The 15,785-nt window shown below is 59.2% G+C and carries 15 protein-coding genes, 1 tRNA gene and 2 rRNA genes (1 of these 18 only partly in view); 10 read left to right on the top strand and 8 right to left on the bottom strand.

Annotated features, from left to right (window positions below; all coding sequences use genetic code 11):
• The 3 genes from IF204_RS11435 to IF204_RS11425 form a co-directional block, all read left to right on the top strand.
• A 23S ribosomal RNA gene (locus IF204_RS11435) occupies positions 1-667 on the top strand; it begins 2,159 nt to the left of the window's first position.
• 71 nt (positions 668-738) lie between these two features.
• Positions 739-853: ribosomal RNA gene (gene rrf / locus IF204_RS11430) — 5S ribosomal RNA — on the top strand.
• 90 nt (positions 854-943) lie between these two features.
• Positions 944-1,020, top strand: a tRNA-Met gene (locus tag IF204_RS11425).
• 67 nt (positions 1,021-1,087) lie between these two features.
• Here the strand turns inward: IF204_RS11425 and IF204_RS11420 are convergent.
• The 3 genes from IF204_RS11420 to IF204_RS11410 all read right to left on the bottom strand — a co-directional run bounded on the left by IF204_RS11420 (position 1,088) and on the right by IF204_RS11410 (position 3,783).
• Positions 1,088-2,722, bottom strand: coding sequence for a sulfatase-like hydrolase/transferase (locus IF204_RS11420; protein WP_194097108.1), 1,635 nt, complete (start codon positions 2,720-2,722; stop codon positions 1,088-1,090).
• Between the two features lie 71 nt (positions 2,723-2,793).
• On the bottom strand, positions 2,794-3,135 hold the full coding sequence (locus IF204_RS11415; RefSeq protein WP_194098210.1) for a cupin domain-containing protein: 342 nt from the start codon (positions 3,133-3,135) through the stop codon (positions 2,794-2,796).
• 123 nt (positions 3,136-3,258) lie between these two features.
• The gene (locus IF204_RS11410) at positions 3,259-3,783 is read right to left on the bottom strand and encodes a helix-turn-helix transcriptional regulator (RefSeq protein ID WP_194097106.1); all 525 of its coding nucleotides are present in this window, start codon (positions 3,781-3,783) and stop codon (positions 3,259-3,261) included.
• Positions 3,784-3,943: 160 nt separating this feature from the next.
• Between IF204_RS11410 and IF204_RS11405 the strand changes: the two genes are divergently transcribed.
• A complete protein-coding gene (locus tag IF204_RS11405; protein WP_194097104.1) occupies positions 3,944-4,717 on the top strand; it encodes a hypothetical protein in 774 nt (257 codons plus the stop codon).
• A 99-nt stretch (positions 4,718-4,816) separates the two neighbouring features.
• Here IF204_RS11405 and IF204_RS11400 read toward each other — a convergent pair whose 3' ends face one another.
• From IF204_RS11400 to uxuA, 4 genes are read right to left on the bottom strand one after another with little or no spacing between them, the layout of a single operon-like run.
• On the bottom strand, positions 4,817-5,500 hold the full coding sequence (locus IF204_RS11400) for a GntR family transcriptional regulator (RefSeq protein ID WP_194097102.1): 684 nt from the start codon (positions 5,498-5,500) through the stop codon (positions 4,817-4,819).
• A gap of 51 nt (positions 5,501-5,551) precedes the next feature.
• Positions 5,552-6,454, bottom strand: a complete 903-nt coding sequence (locus IF204_RS11395) for a sugar kinase (protein WP_194097100.1) — start codon at positions 6,452-6,454, stop codon at positions 5,552-5,554.
• Complete coding sequence (locus IF204_RS11390; RefSeq protein ID WP_228069162.1) at positions 6,451-7,908, bottom strand: mannitol dehydrogenase family protein; 1,458 nt, start codon at positions 7,906-7,908, stop codon at positions 6,451-6,453. The genes IF204_RS11395 and IF204_RS11390 overlap by 4 nt, the downstream gene beginning before the upstream one ends.
• Positions 7,905-9,116: a mannonate dehydratase gene (gene uxuA, locus IF204_RS11385; RefSeq protein ID WP_194097098.1), complete on the bottom strand. Its 1,212-nt coding sequence runs from the start codon at positions 9,114-9,116 to the stop codon at positions 7,905-7,907. The genes IF204_RS11390 and uxuA overlap by 4 nt, the downstream gene beginning before the upstream one ends.
• Before the next feature lie 117 nt (positions 9,117-9,233).
• On the opposite strand from uxuA, the gene IF204_RS11380 reads away from it, so the two are divergent.
• The 5 genes from IF204_RS11380 to IF204_RS11360 all read left to right on the top strand — a co-directional run bounded on the left by IF204_RS11380 (position 9,234) and on the right by IF204_RS11360 (position 13,859).
• Positions 9,234-9,935 carry a GntR family transcriptional regulator gene (locus tag IF204_RS11380; RefSeq protein ID WP_194097097.1) on the top strand — a complete coding sequence of 234 codons (702 nt, stop codon included), beginning with the start codon at positions 9,234-9,236 and terminating at the stop codon, positions 9,933-9,935.
• A 26-nt stretch (positions 9,936-9,961) separates the two neighbouring features.
• A complete protein-coding gene (locus IF204_RS11375; protein WP_194097095.1) occupies positions 9,962-10,939 on the top strand; it encodes a TRAP transporter substrate-binding protein in 978 nt (325 codons plus the stop codon).
• Between the two features lie 68 nt (positions 10,940-11,007).
• The gene (locus IF204_RS11370; protein ID WP_194097093.1) at positions 11,008-11,520 is read left to right on the top strand and encodes a TRAP transporter small permease; all 513 of its coding nucleotides are present in this window, start codon (positions 11,008-11,010) and stop codon (positions 11,518-11,520) included.
• The gene (locus IF204_RS11365; RefSeq protein ID WP_194097091.1) at positions 11,520-12,797 is read left to right on the top strand and encodes a TRAP transporter large permease; all 1,278 of its coding nucleotides are present in this window, start codon (positions 11,520-11,522) and stop codon (positions 12,795-12,797) included. Before IF204_RS11370 ends, IF204_RS11365 begins: the two co-directional genes overlap by 1 nt.
• A gap of 9 nt (positions 12,798-12,806) precedes the next feature.
• A complete protein-coding gene (locus IF204_RS11360) occupies positions 12,807-13,859 on the top strand; it encodes an L-idonate 5-dehydrogenase (protein ID WP_194097090.1) in 1,053 nt (350 codons plus the stop codon).
• Here IF204_RS11360 and IF204_RS11355 read toward each other — a convergent pair whose 3' ends face one another.
• Complete coding sequence (locus IF204_RS11355) at positions 13,860-14,276, bottom strand: VOC family protein (protein WP_194097089.1); 417 nt, start codon at positions 14,274-14,276, stop codon at positions 13,860-13,862.
• 197 nt (positions 14,277-14,473) lie between these two features.
• Here IF204_RS11355 and IF204_RS11350 point away from each other — a divergent pair, with 197 nt between their 5' ends.
• Positions 14,474-15,763, top strand: a complete 1,290-nt coding sequence (locus IF204_RS11350; RefSeq protein WP_194097088.1) for a PQQ-dependent sugar dehydrogenase — start codon at positions 14,474-14,476, stop codon at positions 15,761-15,763.
• Positions 15,764-15,785: the final 22 nt, after the last annotated feature.

The following is a 15,785-nucleotide window of genomic DNA, read 5'->3' as shown; positions in this document are numbered from 1 at the left end:
CCGGGACCCTGCGTGGTGGGTAGTTTGACTGGGGCGGTCGCCTCCCAAACAGTAACGGAGGCGCGCGAAGGTTGGCTCAGAGCGGTCGGAAATCGCTCGTTGAGTGCAATGGCATAAGCCAGCCTGACTGCAAGACTGACAAGTCGAGCAGAGACGAAAGTCGGCCATAGTGATCCGGTGGTCCCGAGTGGAAGGGCCATCGCTCAACGGATAAAAGGTACGCTGGGGATAACAGGCTGATGATGCCCAAGAGTCCATATCGACGGCATCGTTTGGCACCTCGATGTCGGCTCATCTCATCCTGGGGCTGGAGCAGGTCCCAAGGGTATGGCTGTTCGCCATTTAAAGAGGTACGTGAGCTGGGTTTAGAACGTCGTGAGACAGTTCGGTCCCTATCTTCCGTGGGTGTAGGATACTTGAGAGGAGTTGCCCCTAGTACGAGAGGACCGGGGTGAACGATCCACTGGTGGACCAGTTGTCGTGCCAACGGCAGTGCTGGGTAGCTATGATCGGACAGGATAACCGCTGAAGGCATCTAAGCGGGAAGCCCCCCTCAAAACAAGGTATCCCTGAGGACCGTGGTAGACCACCACGTCAATAGGCCGGAGATGTAAGTGCAGCAATGCATTCAGTTGACCGGTACTAATCGTCCGATAGGCTTGATCTGTTCCAGAAACAGCAACGCTTCAGAAACATACTAAAAACGTACTTCACTTGGAAATCTTGGTTCTTTCTCGGTCTGGTGGCTATAGCACGAGCAAAACACCCGGTCCCTTTCCGAACCCGGCCGTTAAGTGCCGTTGCGCTGATGGTACTGCGTCTTAAGACGTGGGAGAGTAAGTCACCGCCAGACCTAGTAAGAACCAAATTCTCTCTAAACATATCAATCTAATATCCCCATAAGCAGCTTCGCTAAAAAAGGGATAAGTGTTTACACACCCAACGCGGGGTGGAGCAGCCCGGTAGCTCGTCAGGCTCATAACCTGAAGGTCGTAGGTTCAAATCCTACCCCCGCAACCAATGTCTAACACATGTAGCACATCGCGTATCCCGAAGAACAAAGGGAACGCCTTGGATCGTTCGCACCTCAATACTTTTGGCGCGCGGGACCCGTGTACTTCTCAGTCAGTTCGGGATCTACTTCGCTACCGTCCACCAGAAACGGCAGAATACCGCGGCGGAGCGAACGGCCGCGTGCGGCCTTTATGTCGGTATCTGACATAGTGACACGTTGGCACATGCGTCGGCCCCATTGCCCGAGGTAGTCATAAAGGCGCGCAATCTGGTCAGCATGGTCAGCCACTTCGCCAAGGTCGTTCACCTCACGCGGATCGTTTTCCAGATCAAAGAGCATCGGACGGAAGCCGCCCTCGAAGTGGATCATCTTCCAGCGGCCGTCAAAAACCATCATCATGCGTGCATCGCGAGGCGCTACGCCCAAAGCCTCTGCACGCGGAGTGACCGAGTAGTCGTATTCGCTGATGACAAATTCCCGCCAATCTTCAGGCGCTTCGCCATTGATCCAAGGCATCAGTGAGCGCCCCTCAATGATGTGATCAGGCACCTTGCCGCCCGCGGCCTCAACAAAGGTTGCGGCGAGGTCAATCGCCTCTACCAGAGCATCGCAGGTTGTCCCGCGCGTCGGATCGGCACTGCTCCTCGGATCGCAAATGATCAGCGGGATCTTAACCGACGCTTCGTGGAAGAAGTCCTTCTCGCCGAGCCAGTGATCACCTAGGTAGTCGCCGTGATCCGAGGTCAGCACAATCATCGTGTCGTCCGTCTGACCTGTCTCTTCGAGGTGATCCAGCAAGCGCCCGAGTTGGTCGTCGCATTGTTTGATCAGGCCCATGTAAGCCGGAATAACCTTTGCCCGCACGTCCTCACGCTGAAATGCCTGCGCCACCTTGGTGTCGTGGTATGCCTTCAGTACAGGATGCGGGTTTTCCAGTTCCTGCGAACTCCGCACAGGCGGCAAGATATGCTCTGGCCCGTACATATCGTGGTAGGGGGCTGGCACGATGTAGGGCCAGTGCGGTTTGATAAAGCTCACATGAGCGCACCACGGCCCCTTCGCCTCGTCGATAAAGCGGATCGCTTCCAAGGTCAGCCAAGGCGTTTCGCTGTCTTCCTCTCGGATGTTGGCGGGCTTGTCCGCGTTCACGAACATCCAGCCGCTGGCAATCTGGTCGTCGCTGACGCCCGCGTTTGCGTAGTCCGCCCAAGGGTTATCGCCGTCATAGCCCTTGGATTTAAGATATTCGTTGTAGGGCGAACGTTTTTGGTCGTAATCGCCGTCCGGTCCCGTGCCCCACAAGCCGTCGTCGCGGATCCAAGCGTCAAAGCCGCAGTCTGCCTGACGCGCTCCGATCAAGCTATCGGGGGAAAGGCCCAGCCGCGCCATGCCTTTGGCATCGGCCTTCATGTGCGTCTTGCCAAGAAGCCAGCAATCCATGCCCAGATCGCGCAGGTGATCGCCTAAAGTCATCTCACCTACCCGCAACGGGAAGCCATTCCACTGCGCGCCGTGAGAGGACGCATAGCGCCCCGTATAGAAACTCATCCGCGAGGCGCCGCAAATTGGCGATTGCACGTAGGCGTTGGTGAAGCGCACGCCCTTCGCAGCAATCCGATCGAAATTCGGCGTGTGCAGATGTGGATGACCTGCGCAGCTGAGGTAATCAAAACGCAGCTGGTCGTACATGATGAATAGGATGTTCATCGCAGGCTCCTCCGGTGATCGGCAGGCTCTATATGTCATGCAAACGGCGGTGGATTGCAAAGGCCGCTGTGTCAGAGCCGGATAACGTATTCCTTGGTCGTCGTCTCCACGACTTCCCACGTGCCGCGAAAGCCCGGTCGCAGAACAAAGCTATCGCCCGCGCGGAGCTCCAAGCTGTGACCGTCATCTTCGGAGATGATCGAAACGCCTTCGATGATGCGGCAGTATTCCCATTCGTCGTACTGGATGCGCCACTTTCCAGGGGTCGACCGCCAAGTCCCGCAATAAAGACCGTCACGATCTTCCACGTTCCAAGTGGTGAACTGAGGCGATCCGGAGATGACACGATCCGCAGCGGGCGCGTCATGTTCGACCTCTCCGAGGGTGGTGATACGGAACAGGGCGTCGCTCATCGGGAATTTCCTTGCAGTCTGGATATGGCCTTCGCCGCCAAGGTGATCGACCGCCCCGTACTTGTCCATCCCTGCGTCCCTTGCGACGAACGCAGTTGGTTCTACTCCGATGAAGTCAGCTAATTAGGTCGGAGTGCTGCCTAATCCCACGTCGATAAATTCGTCCATGAAAAGCGACATGAACTCGACGCGCGATGTCACGCCTGCCTTTTGGAACACATTGTGCGATTGAACCTTCACCGTGCCGACACTGGTTGACCGCATCTTTGCGATGTCAGCGGTATTCAGACCCCGAAGCAGCAGCAATGCCACATCGCGCTCCGCGCCCGTCAGGCCCCATTGTTCGAACCTGCGCACAATGAGGTCGTCGAAGTCTTCCTTCAACGCGGAAAGCTGGGTCTTCTTACGCTCGTTCTCTGCGGTGAGCATCGCCGTATACTGACGCATCGCCAAGATTCCGAACAGGAGGACAATCACGGCGATGGCCTCGAAAACGAGGTGAATCAGTTCACCGTCAGAGTATCCCTGACCCGAAGCGAAATGATCTCGCAGGTCGACAACCACGTCCTGAAAGAAGAACAGAAAAGACAGGACCATGCCGGCCAGCAAGATGGCCAGAGCCTGCGCGTTTTTAACGATATTTTGCAATGTATCCTCCAGTTCAGGTTACAATAGACCTGTCACGGGTGGCGTAAACTGCCCATAAACCGTGGTTATACGCGTTGTTTTAAAGGCGCTATATGCCCCAGTTTATGGACCGGAGGGGTTTAAGCAAACATCCTGGCTGCAATGTAATCAGGAGGCTCCCATGAAATTCAAACTACTTTCGACCACCGCGTTTCTGCTCGCCGCAAATGTTGCAATGGCTGATGGCGTAGATACCGCGATCAACACCTTGGCTCTGGATGGTTATACCCATTTCGAACTTGGCCGCGGTGCGACCCAATCCAAGATCGAAGGCTATGCGGCTGACGGTCGTAAGATCGAGATTGTCGTCGACAACACAACCGGCGCGATCCTCCAGCAGTATGTCGAAGTTGTCGGGCAAGACGAAAGCAACGACATGATCGATTCCATTCAGTCGCGCAGCGATGACGACGATCGGGGTAACGACAACCATAACGACGCCGATGACGACGGTGTGGACGACGACGGTTATGACCACATCGACGATGACGGTACTGATGATGATCATGTCAATGATGACCACGGCCGTGACGATGACATGGACGGCTCGGATGACGATCATGGCGCCACGTCAGGTTCCCATGACAGCGACGATGCTTACGGGTCTGATGACGGCATCGACGATGACCATGGAACCGACGACGATCATAACACCACGTCGGATACGGGCTCTCACGACAATGACGATACCGGTGGCTCGGACGACAATGACGATACCGGTGGCTCGGACGACAATGGCACCGACGATGACCATAGCTCGACTTCAAGCTCCAGCTCGCACGATGACGATGACAACAGCAACGACAATGATCGTGAAAATGACCGTGACGACGATCGCGATAACGATCGCGAGGATGACGACGACGATCACGAAGAAGACCACGACGACGACTGATCTTCTTGGCGTCTTCGCATAAATAAAGGCCACCGTCCTAACCAAGGGCGGTGGCTTTTTCGTGTTTGCAGCTAGTCCGACCCTGGTTCCGCAGCCAAATTATTCGAAAAAGTCGGCAAAGGTTTCTTTGATCGTCGGCAAATCGCGGATCAACCCGCGTAGATGTTGGCGCATGTCGGCTTCCGCTTGATCGGGAGAGCCCGCCTTGATCGCATCGACGATACCGATGTGCTGAGCAATGACGTTGGCGCGGGGGAAGTGCTGCGAGGACAGGTGACGCACGCGGTCCAGTTGGGATTTCGTACTTTCGACCGTCTCCCACGCGTGGACATGTCCGGCGGCAAGCGCGAGGCGGTGGTGGAAGCGGTCGTCGATCGCCATGAACTCTTCGACCTTGCTGTCGGCAGCACGTTTCTGCGCGGCAACCAGTTCTTCCAGATCGCGGATCACATCGTCATCAGGCGTATTTGCCACGATGCGCACAATGTCCGCCTCGATCGCTTCTCGAACGAACCGCGCATCGAGGACATTGGCGCTGGAGATCTTGCGGACAAAGCTGCCGCGCTGCGGCCGGACTTCGATCAGGCCGTCCTCGCGCAGTTTGATGAACGCCTCGCGAATTGGTTGACGACTGACGTCGTAGTCTGCGGCAACTTCCGACTCCGACAGGCGCTGGCCCGGTTTCCAGTCATTGTGGATGATCCTGCGGCGGAGCGCATTGACCAACTGCGGACCGATCGGCTTGGTCGAATCCAGTCGGGGTATGTCAGGTGCGATCGTCATATTTGTCTCCTGCCATACTATTGGGCGGGAAAGGGCAATGATCAATCGGCTTTAGAGTGCATCCATCGGGATCAGCGCACCGTGGTGCATAACAACCTTGGCCGCCATCGCATGACCTGCATGGACGGCGCTGAGGATCGACTGGCCTTGCAAAAGCGCGCCAAGGAACGCTCCATTGAAGCTGTCGCCTGCGCCCGTCGTGTCGACAGGGTCGACCATTTCCAGCCCGTCGATGGGGAAAGATTTGCCGTGGTCATGCACGATCATGGTGCCGGAGCCGTTCTTGACCACGACTGTCGTTGCGCCTGCATCTATATATCGCTGGCTGGTCTCTTGGGGCGAGGCGTCGCCAAACAAGGCGGCTTCGTCGTCAAAGCTCGGCAGGATGATATCGGCGGCTTGCGCGGCGGCGGTAATGGTTTGCTTCGCCGTTTCAGCATCTTCCCACAGGCGCATACGGATGTTCGGGTCGAGCACGATTTTCGTGCCCTTCGCGCGGCAGTCCAGCAGATGTGCAATCAGGTTCTGGCGCCCTTGGACGGACAGAATGGCGAGCGTGATGCCAGACACATGAACCATCTCCGCGCCTTCGGTCATGGCCTCGAGCATCGCGAGATCGTCGGCCAAAGTCTTGGCCGCGGAGGTGTCGCGCCAATAGCTGAAGCTACGCTCCCCGTTTGTCAGGCTAATCGCATAGAGCCCGATGGAGCGGGTCGGATGCGTGAACAACGCGTCGGTGTGCAGGCCATTCGCGGTCAGGAATGCTGGCACTTTGGTCGAGAACGCATCGCAGCCAATGACCGTGCCATAGCTCACGCGCCAGTCGTCTGGCAGCGAGGCGCGAGCGTACCATGCAGTATTCAAAGTGTCGCCCGCGATGCCCATGCGCCATAGATCATTGGTGCCGCCCGATAGTTCGACCATGCATTCGCCGATGGAGACAAAGCGTTTCATCGCGCAGCTTCCGCCTCGATCACGGCGGTCATCGGTTCTGCCAACATACTCGCCAGGATCTCAGTCACTTCCGCCCAGAATGCGTCATCAGTGGCGACGGTCTCGCTTATGAAACCGGATTTGCGGATGTTGGCAACGATCTCTCCTGCGCCTTTACCGCGCGCCATTTCGCTCAGTTCCGCCGCACGCGGGTCGCGCAATTCGTAAGACTCGCAATCATGCGTGGAGCCACTGATGTGCCGCAGCCAAGCGGCGGTCGCAAAGGCAAAGGCGCGGGTTTCGATCTCGCGGGACCGCGCATCGGCGAGGGCCGAGAAAATGCGCTGCGGCAGTTTTTCCGAGCCGTCCATCGCGATCTGGAAGGTCTGGTGCGCAATCTCGGGATTGCGGAATCGTTTGATCAGCGCGTCGGCGTAATTGCCCGTGTCGATGCCTTCGATCGGGGGCAGGGTAGCGGCAGCGGTATCCAGATGGCGGCGTACCAGTTTGGCAAGCGCTCGGTCTGCCATGACATCGCGCACATAGGTGCGGCCCGCGTGGAAGCCTGCGTAGGCGAGCATCGAATGCGAGCCGTTGAGCATCCGCAACTTCATTGCCTCGAATGCAGCTACGTTGTCGGTGAAAATCACGCCTGCTGCTTCCCATTTCGGGCGACCGAGGGGGAAGTTATCTGCGATGACCCACTGGTAGAACGGCTCGGTCTCGATTGCGGCGAGGTCGGCTACGCCGAGCAGCGCTTCGGCGTCTGCCAGCGTTTTCGCGGTGGCTGCGGGCGTGATGCGATCCACCATCGTCGATGGGAAGGAAACATTCTCCGCAATCCAGCCCGCAAGTTCGGTATTGATATCGTTCGCAAAATCGATGGTCGCGCCGCGTAGAAGGTGGCCGTTGTCCGGCAGGTTATCGCAGCACAGCACGGTGAATGGCGAGATGCCTGCTTGCCGGCGCATATCCAGAGCGCGAACCAGCATTCCCAGAACGCCGTGCGGTTTATGGGGCGATTTCAGATCTGCGGCAACAGCGGGATGGTTGCGGTCACATCCACCGCTCGCACGGTCGAGGCCGTAGGCTTTTTCGGTAACGGTGATCGAAACGATCTTGGTTGCCGGATTGGCCATGGCATCCAATGCAAGGGCCGGATCTTCTGCCGAGCAGATCGCTCCGGAAATCGAGCCGATAACGCGGGCGGAGGTCGAAGCGCCCCGTTCGATCAAAGTATAAAGGCCGTGCTGCGGGGCCAGCTCGTCCGCCGCCTTGGGTGAACGAAGGGAAACACCAAGGATGCGCCAGTCGCCGCCCGATGCCGCAATGGCAAGCTCGGTCAGCGCGGCTTGGTGCGCTTTGTGAAACGCGCCGAGGCCGATGTGGACGATGCCGACGCCATGCGCGGATGGATTGTAAGCAGGGCGAAGAGACTGCGGAACTTGGTCGAGCGATGTCAGGCGCATGGTCATTCGGCAGCCGTCATACGTTCGAAGCTGCGATATACACCGCGCAGTTCCGCGAGGCCCTTAAGGCGGCCGATGGCGGGATAACCCGGCTGCGCATCGCGGCCGATGTCGTCCAGAATGTCCTGACCGTGGTCCGGGCGTACGGGGATCGACCAGTCGTCGCGGCCTTCATCTTTGCGGCGTTTTTCTTCGGCGACAATGGCTTGGATCATGCCGATCATGTCGGTGTGACCCGAAAGGTGTTCGTCCTCGAAAAAGGAGTTCTTCACCTCGGTGCCCTCGATATTCACGTTCCGCAGGTGCAGGAAATGAACGCGGTCGGCGAGGGCTTTGAAAATTTCGACCGGATTGTTGTCGGGGCGCGCACCCAGTGATCCAGTGCAGAATGTGACGCCGTTCGCAGGCAGATCGACGGCGTTCAAAACGGCCTCGTAGTGGGCCTGCGTCGACATGATGCGCGGCAGTCCCAGCAGCGGGAAGGGCGGGTCGTCGGGGTGGCAGCAGATGCGGACGCCCAGCTCTTCGGCGAGCGGCGTGACCTCGGACAGGAAGTCGATCAGGTGGCTGCGCAGGCGGTCTTCGCTGATATTGTTGTACTCGGCGAGGTGTTCGCGCACGTCTTCGAGCGTGAATTTCTCGGCAGCACCCGGCAGGCCGAAAACCACGTTGCCCGCGATCTTCTCTTTCTGCTGATCGGTCATCTCGGCAAAGCGGCGAGCGGCTGCTTCGACGACGGCTTCGGGGAATTCCTCTGCAGCGCCTGCGCGCTTGAGGATATGGATGTCGAAAGCGGCGAAGTCGGTCAGGTCGAACCGCATACAACGGGCGCCATTGGGGCGTTCCCACGCAAGGTCGGTGCGCGTCCAGTCGAGGACCGGCATGAAGTTGTAGCAGATCACTTCGATGCCGCTGTCGCGCAGATTGCGCATCGACAGCTTCCAGTTCTCGATGTGGGTTTTCCAGTCGCCCTGCTGCTTTTTGATGTCCTCGGACACGGGCAGCGATTCGACGACATCCCATGTCAGCGGAGACGGGCGACCGTCCTTGCGGGTTTTGATCGCTTGATGACGGGCCGCGATTTCTGGGGGGGTCCAAACCGCACCCGTGGGCACGTGATGAAGCGCCGACACGACGCCTTCGACGCCTGCCTGCATCATATCGTCAATGCTCACGCGATCCTGCGGACCGAACCAACGCCAGGTTTGACGCATAATCTCCTCCCCCGATTTCCTTCAGCAAACGCCGTTTTGTGTCGAACTTCAATATCACCGTAACTCGATGTTGACTAGTATGGAAGTATGTATCAGTGTGTGCGGCAGGAGGAGACGATGGCTATATTAATGCAACAGCCTGCTACGTTAGACCCGACCGTGCCGGTCGGGCCCCAGCTGTTGCGCGTATTGCGTACGGCCATTGTCTCCAACGAACTCGAGCCGGGTGCGCGCCTGTCCGAAGCCGAAATCGGCGCGAGGTACGGCGTGAGCCGACAGCCTGTCCGCGAGGCTTTCATAAAGCTCGCCGAAGACGGTCTGGTCGAAGTGCGCCCCCAGCGCGGCACCTTCGTTCGCAAGATCAACATCGGCGCAGTCCTCGACGCCCGTTTTGTGCGTGAAGCCGTTGAGGCTGACATCGCCGCCGCTTGTGCAGAGCGCGCAGACCCCGCGTTGGTCAGTGAGTTGAACAAGCAGATCGAAGTGCAGCGCGAAAAGGCGCCGTCCGATCCGCGCGGCTTTATTGAGATGGATGACCTTTTCCACCGCACGCTTGCGGATGGGGCGGGGCACAGCAATGCGTGGGGCGTTGTCGACGGGATGAAATCCCAGATGGACCGCGTGCGTCAGCTGACGGCGACCCGTCTGCCGACCGATCACCTCATCAAGCAGCACGAAGCCATCGTTGAGGCCATCGCAATGAACGATCCGGCCGCTGCGAAACTCGCGCTTCGTGCGCATCTGAAAATGATTTTGGCGGACCTGCCAGCCATCCAAGAGGCTTGTCCGCAGTATTTCGAACCTCGGGCCACGGCCTGAACCAAGCGATCTTTAGGGAGGAAACCATGATCGTAGCCAAGACTCTTAAGACTGTAATGCTCGCCGGTATCGCCACTGCCGCGATGACCGTTTCGGCATTTGCTCAGGACGTGACCCTCAAGCTGGGCCACCCCGCCAACGAACAGAACACTTGGCACCTCGGTGCGGTGAAGTTCGCCGAAGAAGTGTCGGCGTTGACCGATGGCCGCGTTGCTGTCGAAGTCTACCCGAACGAAACGCTCGGCAAGGAAATGGACGTTATCAACGGGATGCAGCTCGGTACCGCCGACATGACCATCACCGGTGAATCGCTCCAGAACTGGGCGCCGATGGCGGCTCTGCTGGTTGTTCCGTACGGCTACAGCTCGCTCGAGCAGATGGACGAAGTCGCATCGGGCGAGCTTGGTGATCGCATCGAAGCCCAGATCATCGAAGCCGTAGGCATCCGTCCGATCGCCTATTTCGCGCGTGGCCCGCGTAACCTGACCTCGAACCGCCCAATCACCAATCTCGAAGAGCTGGCCGGTCTGAAGATGCGCGTTCCGAACGTGCCGCTCTTCCTCAATACCTGGCAGGCTCTGGGCGCGAACCCGACCCCGATGGCATTCTCGGAAGTGTTCACCTCGCTCCAGAACGGCACCATCGACGCGCAGGAAAACCCGCTCGCGTTGATCAAGTCGGCCAACTTCAACGAGGTTCAGGGCTACGTCAACAAGACCGAGCACGTCCGTTCGTGGATCTACCTGACCATCTCCGAAATGGCTTGGGAAAAGCTGTCGGAGGAAGATCAGGCTGCGGTGATGGAAGCCGCTGCAACCGCGCAGGCCTACGAGCGTGAACTGTTCAACGCGCAAGAAGCCGAACTGGTCGCAGAGCTTGAATCGCTCGGCATGGAATTCGTCGAAGTCGACGGCGCTGCATTCGCCGCCGCCGCTAAGGACGCTGTCCTGTCGTCGGTTTCGGACGAAATCCGTCCGGAAGTCGAAGCACTCTTCGCCAACTAAGCCCATTTTGACAAACTGCAGAGGGCGCAGATGCGCCCTCTGTCTGCATTTTACCAACGGGTCGTCCGATGAAAAATCTCGTCATCCGCATAACGCACTGGTGCACCCTGATCGCCAGAGCCGCGACCGGTGCTGCGTTTCTGGTGATCATCGGGGCGGTCGTCCTGCAACTTCTCGGACGTTCGGGCATGATGAAGACCGTCATCTGGACCGAAGAACTCACCCGCTTTGCACTCCTCTGGCTCACCGCTTTCGGTGCGGGCCTCGGGCTGCGATCGGGTGATCTGGTGAACGTGGATATCCTGTCGGAATCTCTCCCCGGCCGTTTCCCTTGGGCGTTCCGCCTGTTCGGTGCGGCTGCGACGGCGGTATTCGCGTTCATCCTGATCGAACCGGCACAATTTTTCACAAAGATCGGCGCGCGCCAGACGGCACCGGCGCTGGGCATTCATATGAACTGGGTCCACGCAGCATCGCTCGTGATGCTTCTGGTCGTGGGCATTTTTGCGGCTCTGCGCGTCATCTCGATGCTGCTCGGAGCCGAAGACGGTCTGCCTGTGACGCGGACGGAGGAAGACTAATGGGACTGGCGCTACTTCTCGGCCTGTTCGTTCTGGGGCTGGTGCTCGGTATTCCCGTCGCAATCACGCTCGGGATTGCGTCGATGGCCTACCTGCTGGAGGCGGGCATTCCGCTCGTGACCATTCCGCAGAAGATGTACGCGGGCATTGATAGCTTTGTTCTGCTCTGTATTCCGGGTTTCATCCTCGCCGGTAACCTGATGAACGAAGGTGGGATCACCACTCGCATCGTCCGGCTTGCGCAAGCGATGGTGGGCTGGATGCGCGGCGGCCTTGGACTGACGAACGTTGCGGCTTCCATGCTGTTCGGCGGGATTTCCGGCACTGCGGCGGCGGACGCGGCGTCCATCGGCGGCATGATGATCCCCGGCATGAAGAAGGCGGGCTATCCCGTGCCGTTCTCCGCCGCGATCACGGCTGCATCGTCCACCGTGGGGCCGATCATTCCGCCGTCGGTGCCTATGATCATCGTCGGCACGCTGTCGGGCATTTCGGTCGGTAAGATGTTCATTGCAGGCGCATTGCCGGGCCTTCTGATGGGCGTTGCGATGATGTTCACCGCCTGGATCATCGCCAAGAAAAACGACTTCCCACGCCAGCCGTGGCAAGGGTGGGGCGAGCTGTTCCGCGCGTTCGGCGGCGCATTCTGGGCGGTCATGATGACCGTTCTGATCGTCGGCGGTATGCTCAGTGGTTTCGCCACCCCGACCGAGACCGCCATCGTCGCCTCGATCTATGCGTTCGTGGTCGGAGCTTTCGTCTACCGGGGCCTCAAGCTGCGTGACGTCCCGCGCATCCTCATCGATAGCGCGGTGTCTGCTGCCGCGATCCTGATCCTCGTTGGTCTGGCCAACGTGTTCGGCTGGATCCTCGTGTCCGAGCGCATCCCAGAGATGATTGCGGAATCCGTTCTGTCGATCACCACGAACAAGTTCCTCGTCATCCTACTGATCAACCTTGTCCTGCTGTTCGTCGGCATGTTCATGGAGACGATTGCCGCGCTGATTATTCTCTTCGTGCCGCTTCTCGCGCTGGCAGAGGGTGTTGGCATCGACCCGCTCCATTTCGCGACCTTCGCGGTGCTGAACCTGATGATCGGCCTGACCACGCCTCCGGTGGGTGTCTGCCTCTTTATCTGTGCCAACATCGGACGCATTTCGCTGGTGCAAATCACCAAGGCGATCTGGCCCTTTATCCTCACCAACATTATCGTGTTGCTGCTCGTGTCCTACGTGCCGTTCTTCAGCACGTGGCTCCCCAACCTCGTTTCCCAATAAGGCCTTCCCATGAACCGTATCGTTCGACTGCACGGACAACATGATCTTCGTCTCGAAACGGAGGAGCTTCCGACCGCTGGCGAAGGTCAGGTCGTAGTGGCGATCGGAGCTGTGGGGTTCTGCGGCTCTGATCTGCATTATCATTCGGACGGCGGGATTGGCACGATCCGTGTTCGCGAGCCGATTATCCTTGGCCACGAAGCGGCTGGCACGGTCATTGAGGTCGGTGCAGGCGTGACCCGCGTTGCCGTCGGCGATGTGGTCGCCCTCAACCCGTCGCACCCCTGCGGCTCCTGCAAATTCTGCGAGGCGGGCGAGCGTCACCACTGCATGAACATGCGGTTCAAAGGCTCGGCTATGTTCCTGCCGCACGAGCAGGGCTTCATGCGCGACCGCGTCGCGATTGGTGAGGCGCAGTGTTACAAAATCGCCGACGGGGTCCCGATGACCGAAGCGGCGTTGGCCGAGCCTCTGGCCGTTTGCCGCCGCGCCATGACCCGCGCCTTTGACGTGGCCGGTGATCTGTCCGGCAAGCGTGTCCTCGTGACCGGCGCCGGTCCGATTGGCGTGCTCTGCGTTGCGCTGGCGAAATACTTCGGCGCGTCCGAGATCGTCGTGACCGACCTTCAGGACGCCACGCTGGCCGTCGCCAAGGAAGTCGGCGCGACCGGCACCGTCAACGTCCTGTCCGACCCCGAGGGCCTGAAGCCTTACGAGGCCGACAAAGGCCAATTCGACATCGTGTTCGAATGTTCTGCCGCACTGCCTGCGCTCCGCAGCGCGCTGACCTGCGTCCGCCCGCTCGGCACCATCGTTCAGGTCGGCGTGATGGGAGACACCGCGCTGCCTTTCAACATGCTGGTGGCGAAGGAAGTGAACCTCGTTGGTACGCACCGCTTCGACAAAGAGTTCGGACAGGCCGTCGGGTTGATCAATGATCGCGTGCTGAACCTCGGCCCCGTAGTGACCGATGTTTTCAACGGCAGCGATGCCCTTGAGGCGATCAAGGTCGCCTCTGACAGAACCCGCGCGGTCAAGGTCCAGCTGGTTTTCGACCAGTAATTACATCTGTTTGTAAGGGCCGGTCAGCTGCCAACGGATGTTGAACCGGTCCTTGAACGCCACGAATGCTTCGGTCCAGAACTGCGGTCCGAAGGGCTCCTGAATGTCGGCTCCTTCGATCAGCGCGTCATAGGCGGACTTGGTTTCTTCGACGCTGTCGAATTCGACCGTCAGCGAGATGTTCGAGGTGGTCGCCGACGTGCCCTGCCAGTTGTCGGACGCCATGATGCGCGTGCCGTCAGGCATGGTGTAGAGCATGTTCATCACCATCTTTGCCACATCGTCGGGCAGCGGCGGGTCTTGGGGCATGTCGCCCATCCGCATGATGCCCGAGATCTCGCCGCCGAACACGCGGGCGTAGGTCGTCATGGCTTCTTCGCAGTTACCGTTGAAATAGAGATAGGGGACGACAGCCATGGCGGGTTCCTCATTGGCAAAATGTCACTGTTGAATTTGGTAGGAGCCGCCATCCCTTGCGTCAAGCGCGCCGGTATATCGGCGCTACCCGTTTGCGCGCGATCCAGCAGGATCGCCGCCGCGTCTGTGCGCCAACATTACGTTGTGGTTATGCGGTAAGTTCCGATAGGCTCTGCCCAAATTGAAGAGGGGTGGACATGGAACTCATTGCAAAAGCGACTGCCGTTGTCGGCGGCACCGTCGCATTTATTCGCCGTCTCGGCTCGCCGTCGCATCAAGCGTTTGGCGCAACGCCGGATATTCCCGAGGCCAAGAAGCAGGGCATCATGACCCTGAAAATGCCTGCGGCCGAAGGCTGGAAAGACGGGCATCTCCCGACTTGCGCGCCGGGGCTAAAGGTCAACGCGTTTGCTTCTGGCCTCGATCACCCGCGCTGGATCGAAGTGCTGCCAAACGGTGATGTGCTCGTCGCTGAATCCAAAGAACAGGCCGGCCCGCCGAAGACCTTCATGGACCACGCCGCCCAAGCCACGATGCGCCGCGTCAAAGCCATCGGCAAAAGCGCCAACCGTGTGACGCTCTGGCGCGATGCGGACGGCGACGGCACTGCGGAAATCCGCGAAATCTTTGTCGAGAACCAGAACCAGCCCTTCGGCATGGCGCTGGTCGGAAACCGTTTTTACCTCGGCAATACAGACGGCATTCGTGTCTTCGATTTCGCGGTCGGTGACACAGCGCTGCAAGGTGAGGGCGAAAAGCTCGTCGATTTCAAACCGCACGGCCACTGGACCCGCAGCCTGCTCGTCTCGCCCGATCAGACCAAGATTTACGCTGGCGTCGGCTCGCTGACCAACATCGCCGATCAAGGTATGGAGGCCGAAGAAGGCCGCGCTGCAATCTGGGAGTTGGACGTCGCGACCAACGAGGCGCGGATCTTTGCCTCTGGCCTGCGTAACCCCGTCGGCATGGCGTGGGAGCCGGTGACCGGCAAGCTCTGGACCGTGGTCAATGAACGCGACGGTCTGGGCGACGAAACCCCGCCAGACTATCTGACTTCGGTCGAGGATGGCGGCTTCTATGGCTGGCCCTATAGCTACTGGGATCGCATCGTTGATGACCGCGTAGAGCAGGACGTCCAGAAGGTCGCGAACTCGACCAAGCCCGACTATGCGCTGGGCGGTCACACCGCGTCGCTTGGCCTCTGCTGGATGCCGGAAGGCACGCTGCCCGGCTTTGGGGACGGCATGGTGATCGGTCAGCACGGCTCGTGGAACCGCTCGAAACTCAGCGGCTACAAGCTGATTTTCGTTCCTTTCAAGGACGGCAAGCCGAGCGGCCCGTCGCGCGATATCCTGTCGGGCTTCCTGTCCGACGATGAAAAGCTGGCCTATGGCCGCCCTGTCGGCGTGACCATCGGTCCGGACGGTAAATCGCTGCTGATGGCCGATGACGTGGGTGACATCATCTGGCGAGTCACTGGCGCCTGATAAATGGGGCGGGCCTGAAATG

The organism is Marivivens aquimaris (genome assembly GCF_015220045.1).
Taxonomy (GTDB): Bacteria; Pseudomonadota; Alphaproteobacteria; order Rhodobacterales; family Rhodobacteraceae; genus Marivivens; species Marivivens aquimaris.
This window is presented reverse-complemented; position numbering and strand designations above follow the sequence as displayed.